This window comes from Spirulina sp. CS-785/01, from assembly GCF_028330525.1.
Taxonomy (GTDB): domain Bacteria; phylum Cyanobacteriota; class Cyanobacteriia; order Cyanobacteriales; family Spirulinaceae; genus JAQMSD01.
This window is the reverse complement of record NZ_JAQMSD010000156.1, coordinates 1-6403: the sequence shown is the minus strand read 5'-3', so window position 1 is coordinate 6403 and position 6403 is coordinate 1. Positions and strand designations below refer to the sequence as shown.

6 protein-coding genes are annotated in these 6403 nt (G+C 44.5%); 5 read left to right on the top strand and 1 reads right to left on the bottom strand.

Features of this window, described 5'->3' with window-relative positions; all coding sequences use genetic code 11:
* The first annotated feature begins 243 nt into the window (after positions 1-243).
* The 4 genes from PN462_RS10595 (at position 244) to PN462_RS10580 (ending at position 5223) form a co-directional block, all read left to right on the top strand.
* Positions 244-1335, top strand: a complete 1092-nt coding sequence (locus PN462_RS10595) for a DegT/DnrJ/EryC1/StrS family aminotransferase (RefSeq protein WP_272128157.1) — start codon at positions 244-246, stop codon at positions 1333-1335.
* Positions 1328-1741: a sugar 3,4-ketoisomerase gene (locus PN462_RS10590; protein WP_272128155.1), complete on the top strand. Its 414-nt coding sequence runs from the start codon at positions 1328-1330 to the stop codon at positions 1739-1741. The genes PN462_RS10595 and PN462_RS10590 overlap by 8 nt, the downstream gene beginning before the upstream one ends.
* Before the next feature lie 98 nt (positions 1742-1839).
* Positions 1840-2409 carry an acyltransferase gene (locus tag PN462_RS10585; protein WP_272128154.1) on the top strand — a complete coding sequence of 190 codons (570 nt, stop codon included), beginning with the start codon at positions 1840-1842 and terminating at the stop codon, positions 2407-2409.
* 234 nt (positions 2410-2643) lie between these two features.
* Complete coding sequence (locus tag PN462_RS10580; RefSeq protein WP_272128153.1) at positions 2644-5223, top strand: M1 family metallopeptidase; 2580 nt, start codon at positions 2644-2646, stop codon at positions 5221-5223.
* A gap of 106 nt (positions 5224-5329) precedes the next feature.
* On the opposite strand, the gene PN462_RS10575 is transcribed toward PN462_RS10580, so the two are convergent.
* Complete coding sequence (locus tag PN462_RS10575; protein WP_272128152.1) at positions 5330-5995, bottom strand: Uma2 family endonuclease; 666 nt, start codon at positions 5993-5995, stop codon at positions 5330-5332.
* A 106-nt stretch (positions 5996-6101) separates the two neighbouring features.
* Between PN462_RS10575 and PN462_RS10570 the strand changes: the two genes are divergently transcribed.
* Positions 6102-6272 carry a hypothetical protein gene (locus tag PN462_RS10570; protein ID WP_272128151.1) on the top strand — a complete coding sequence of 57 codons (171 nt, stop codon included), beginning with the start codon at positions 6102-6104 and terminating at the stop codon, positions 6270-6272.
* Positions 6273-6403 lie beyond the last annotated feature (131 nt).

The following is a 6403-nucleotide window of genomic DNA, read 5'->3' as shown; positions in this document are numbered from 1 at the left end:
TTAACCTTGTACTCTAAGACAAACATTTAACACTAAGTATGCTGGTATCAAAACTATAGCAGATTAAATTCAATATGGCAATAAAAAGCCGTCCTCCACTTCGTTGGCATGACGGGGCTTGAAACCCAGTATTTTTGGTCACGGGGTTGACATTTGATTTGCATAGATACTGAACTATGATGAAGACTTATGATGCAGTGACACCCATTGCCAAGCTAACAACTTAACCCCAAGTGACAATAAATGCAAATCCCCTATCTTAATCTGCTACAAGCCCACCAAGATAGTCAAGCGATCGAACAAATCATCGCACAAGTCATCCAGTCAGGACAATATATCCTCGGCCCCCAAGTTGCGGCCTTCGAGAAAGAATTTGCCCAATTTTGCCAAACCCACTACTGTATAGGGGTAGGATGCGGCTTTGACTCCCTGCGTCTCATTCTACTCGCTGCGGGAATTGGGGCAGGAGATGAAGTCATCGTCCCCGGTAACACTTATATTGCCACCATTCTGGCCATTACCCAAGTCCAAGCCACCCCCATATTAGTTGAACCCAGTCTCACTCACTACAATCTTGACCCCCAAGCCGTCCTTTCCGCAATCACCCCCCACACTAAAGCCATTTTAGCCGTTCATCTCTACGGAGAAACCGCCCCCATGGCCGAATTAGCCAAAATTGCCCAAGATCATAACTTATACCTCTTTGAAGACTGCGCACAAGGCCACGGGGCCACCATCAACGGAAAACCCGTGGGAAGTTGGGGAGATGCAAGTGGGTTTAGTTTCTTTCCCACCAAAAACCTCGGATGCGTTGGAGACGGAGGAGGAGTCACCACCCCTCATCCGTGGCTTGCCGAAAAAGTCAAATTACTAAGAAATTATGGGTCAGGGCAAAAATATTATAATCAGCTTGCGGGGTGGAATAGTCGCCTAGACGAGATACAGGCCGCAGTCTTGAGACACCGTTTACCCTCCTTAGAGCAAAATAATGCCGATCGTCGGCGACTAGCGAAGCGTTATACTGAGAAACTGCAAGACTCCCCCTTAACCCTACTCCCCTACAATCCAGAAGCAGTGTACCACATTTATCCCATTCTCACCCCAGACCGTGAAGCCTTACAAACCCACCTCAAAAACGCCGGAATTGGTACAATAATCCATTATCCCATTCCTCCCCACCAACAAGACTGCCATAAAAACGAACCTTGGGCGCAAGTTTCCCTCCCCATTACCGAAAAAATCGCCCAACAAGAGTTAAGTTTACCCCTATATCCTAACTTAACCGACCAGCAGCAAGACTATATTATTCAAACCATTCAAACCTTCTATGAATAGAGACGAATTACTATTTAACTTTCCTCAAATTGGTTCACCCGAAGAAGGTTATCTTGCTGTGACCGAAGAAGATAAAACCTGTCCCTTTGCCATTGCGAGGACGTACTGGGTTTATGGGTGTCCGGATAACATGAAACGGGGAGGCCATGCCCATTATAGCGTACAACAACTGTTAATTTGTGTAGCGGGAGAAGTAGAAGTAACGCTATACGATGGGAAAGAAAAAGAGAAATTTGTATTAAATCAGCCCACAGTAGGACTATTACAAAAACCGCTAGTTTGGGGAGATTTAATATATAGAAATAATGCCGTTTTATTAGTCCTTGCATCTGATATTTATAGTGCCAAAGACTATATTAGAGATTATGATGTATTTTTACAATTAACTCAGAGTAAAAGTGATTAATAATCATCGTCTTTGAAGAAAAAAACACCTTAAATTAAAGCAATTATAGTATAAAAATTATATTTATTATTCATCACCCATTATCCATTACTCAATAAATGAACTACTTCATTCACTCCCACGCGATAGTAGAAACCCAAGACATTGGGAAAGATACCACAATTTGGGCATTTGTGCATATTTTAGATAATGTAAAAATTGGTGAAAACTGTAACATTTGTGACCATGTTTTCATAGAAAACGGAGTTATAATAGGAAATGGAGTCACCATAAAAACTCACGTCTCCTTGTGGAATGGAGTCCATATTGGAGACTATTGTTTTATTGGCCCCAATGTTGCCTTTACCAACGACTTATACCCTCGTTCTCACCGTAACCCGGCCTTAAAAAAACGATATTTTGGCACAACCGAACCCACCCCCGAAGTGATTAAAAATAAACCCTTCTTCTCCCCAGAAACCGACTGGTTTAGGCAAAAAACCTACATTGGTGAAGGAGCATCCCTAGGGGCAAACTCCACCATTATTTGCGGAGTAACCATCGGCGAATATGCTATGATTGCCGCAGGAGCAGTAGTCACAAAAGAGGTACGTCCCTTTGAATTAGTTGGGGGAGTCCCCGCCAAACATTTAGGGTGGGTAGATCAAGAAGGCTGTAGAATAAAATAAGGTTTATTATTTGTTATTTGTTGTTGGTTATTTGTTCTCCCCCATCTCCTCTATCTCCCCTATCTCCTCTATCTCCCCTTTGTGTCCTTTGTGTCTTTGTGGTTCAACCGTCAACTATCAACCGTCAACTATCAACTATCAACTATCCACTCCTCCATCCACTGAGACTAGCCACAAAACCCCCTAACCCGTTACCCTGTAACTATTGGAACTCCTCAAAAAATAGCGAAACGAATGCAGTATTTTTACTTTGACGACGAACAGCAACCCAACTCCTTTGAACTTCCAGGTGCAAAACCCCATTACAACCCCGATAGACCTGGAAACGTCCAGCATATCTGTTTAGATATTACCCTTGATCTGGCCCAACAGTCCCTACAGGGGACCTGCTATATCACCCTGCAACCCATCCATGACGGAATTCAACACCTCACCCTCAATGCCGTTGATTTAACTATAGAATCGGTTAAAATCGGCGAAATTGCCCAACCCTTCGACTATGATGGGGAACAATTGGAAATTGAGTTACTTGAACCTACAGGAGAGGGAATAATCATCCTAGAGATAGCGTATCAGGTGAATCAACCCCAACGGGGAATTTACTTCATCTCCCCAGACGAACATTATCCCGACAAACCCACCCAAGTCTGGACCCAGGGAGAAGACGAAGACTCCCGGTTTTGGTTTCCCTGCTTCGACTACCCCGGCCAACTGGCCACCTCAGAAATGCGTCTCCATGTCCCCAAACCGTACTTTGCGGTGGCCAATGGGGAATTAATTGAAACCCAAGACGAGGGAGACAAGACTGTTTACCACTGGTTACAGAAACAAGTCCACCCCACCTACTTAATGGCCTTAGCAGTGGGGGATTTTGCGATTTTACAGGATAAATGGCAAGAAATCCCGGTTTATTACTATGTTGAAAAAGGCCAGGAAGACAATGCCAAACGGACTATGGGGAAAACCCCCCGTATGATGGAATTCCTCAGCCAAACCTATGGGTATGACTATGCTTATCCGAAATATGCCCAAGTTTGTGTGGCTGACTTTATTTTTGGGGGGATGGAAAACACCAATACAACCCTTTTAACGGACCGTTGCTTACTCGATGAACGGGCCGAACTAGACGCAGACCGTTCTGAGAGTTTAGTGGTTCATGAACTAGCCCACCAATGGTTCGGAGATTTAATTGTGATTAAGCATTGGTCTCACGCTTGGATTAAAGAAGGGGCGGCCTCTTATTCTGAGGTACAATGGACGGAACAGGAGTATGGCAAGGCGGATGGGGCTTATTATTTGTTAAATGAAGCTCGGAGCTATTTGAGTGAAGATAAATCCCGTTATCGTCGCCCCATTGTGACGAATATTTACCGAGAACCTATTGAACTGTATGACCGTCACCTCTACGAGAAAGGGGCTTGTATTTATCACATGATTCGGGGTATTTTAGGGGATAAATTGTTTCATCGGGCCATTAAAACCTTTATTGAAGATAATGCCCATCAGACGGTGGAAACGGTTGATTTATTACGGGCAATTGATCAAGCGACGGGACGTAATTTGGAGTTCTTGTTTGATCAATATGTATTCCGGGGCGGTCATCCGGATTTTAAGGTAAAATATAATTGGGATAATGACAGTAAATTAGCGAAAATTACGGTTAAACAAACCCAAGCCAAAACAGATGCGCCAAGTAGTGAAAACCAGTTATTTGATTTAAAAATTCCGTTGGGGTTTGGCTATGTGAAAGGGCAGGATGTGAAAGTGCAAACCCACACGGTTCGGTTAAATCAGCCTGAACAAACGTTTTATTTCCCTTTGCAACAAAAGCCGAAGTTTTTTACTTTTGATGTAGGGAATTATTTCTTAAAAACCCTTCGTTTAGATTATCCCACGCCGGAATTAAAAGCCCAACTGAAATTTGATCCTGATCCGGTGTCTCGCATCTATGCAGCCGTTGCTTTAACGAAAAAAGGGGGGATGGATGCAATTAAATGTTTAGGAGAAGCCTTAAAAACTGATCCCATTTGGGGAGTCCGGGTTGAGGTGGCGAAACAATTGGGTAAACTGAAACTCAATCAAGCGATAGACGCGCTGATTCCGGGCTTAGAAGATGATAACCCAAAAGTGCGTAAGGCGGTCTTAGATAGTTTGGGCAAGTTTAAAACCCCCCAAAGTTATGCCACTGTGAAACAAGTGGCCGAGAAGGGGGATGAGAGTTATGGGACTGAGGCCACCGCTATTCGGACATTAGGGGGAATGGTAACGGGGCAACTTCAGGAGAAACAAGGGGAAGTGATCCAACTCCTGGAACAGATTTTACAACAACGGGCGGGTTGGAATGAAGTCGTCCGGGCTGGGGCAATTGGGGCATTAAGTCGCTTAAAAACTTCTCCAGAGGCGGTGAATATTATTTCTCGCTATACTACCCTGGGGACTCCGCAAGCGTTACGATTAGCCGCTATACGCGCATTAGGGGCGGTTTCGACGGGGCAAACACCGGATCAGGTGGAAATCATCTTAGAACAGCTAGAAGCCCTAGCAGGGGAGAGTTTCTTCTTAACTCAGGTGGCGGTGACGACGGCCTTAGGTCAGATGAAAGATCAGGGCGCGATCGCAATCCTCTCCAGTCTAGCCGAACAAACCCCCGATGGCCGCGTCCGTCGTAAAGCCGAAGAAGCCATTCAAAAAGTCCAGAAAACCCTAGGCTCAGATCAAGCCGTCAAACAAATTCGAGAGGAATTAGATAAGTTAAAACAGGAAAATCAAGACTTAAAATCCCGTCTAACAAAATTAGAAGTACAGAATCAATAATTTTTTGTGGGTTCTTGGTTTTGAGTTCTTAGTTCTTGGTTGTATATCTAGCAAAAATAAATGATTTGTAATAAATCAACAAGTCAGAAAAGCGAAATAGTATCAGTTAACCCCTTGACTCCGTATCCCTAAACACTTGAAACTCCGGTGAACATAATCCCCGTTGTAACACCGCTTGCATCTCCGCCAACCGTCCAGCGATTAACCCATTCACCGCTAACCATAACCCCGGAAACACCTCACTTTTAAGAATACCTTGTTCATCAGGAGATAAAGCCACATACTCCCCCTCTCGTAACCTTAACCAAAGGATTTCTTGCTCATATACCTGCCAAATCAAGTATTCTTGCACCTGAGTCCGTCGATAAACCCGCAACTTATCCCCTAAATCATAAGATGCACTACTAGAAACCACTTCCGCAATAAACTCTGGCGCACCCTCAATATAACCATCTTCACTAATACTGGACTGTCCTCCCCTCTCCAAACGTAGAAGCGCATCCGGTTGGGGTTCATTATCCCCATCAAGGCGAACTGTAGTATTATCCGCCAGCATTACATTAGGAGTCGCCACCCGATAATTAAACAACCACCCCATCAACAACCCATGAGGCATACCATGCGTCACACGAACCGGAGACCCCATATACACTACCCCTTCAATTAATTCTGCTTTTTTGACTTGCGGCATGGCCGCGTAACGCCGTTCAAACTCTGGACGAGATAAACAATCGCCATTCTCTAGAGGTAGAATTTTAGGAAAAGAAATCATAGATTCATCATCAGGAGACACTACTGTTTTACTGTTTTAATTTTGCAAATCCCCAAAAAATTTTTACGCTGAACAATAGATACGCTGAACAAGAGAAATAAATTTTATGGCTGATATTCAACTGACCCAACAATCCGCCAACGACGACAACTGGGCCTATCAAGTCACCGTCAACGGCCAACATAACTACAACGTTACCCTCAGTCAATCGGACTATCAACAATGGACATCCGGAAACACCTCCCCTGATCGCGTCATTGAAGCCGCCTTTCAATGACCCCCACCTACTTCGTGAGGTGGGGGAGTGGGGAGAGATAACCTTCCCGTAGCTGCGAATAGCTCTCCAGGGGTATTGCGGATTAACACTACTGGTCGTTTCTCTAGACCGGATTAGCTGTAAGGGGGCGG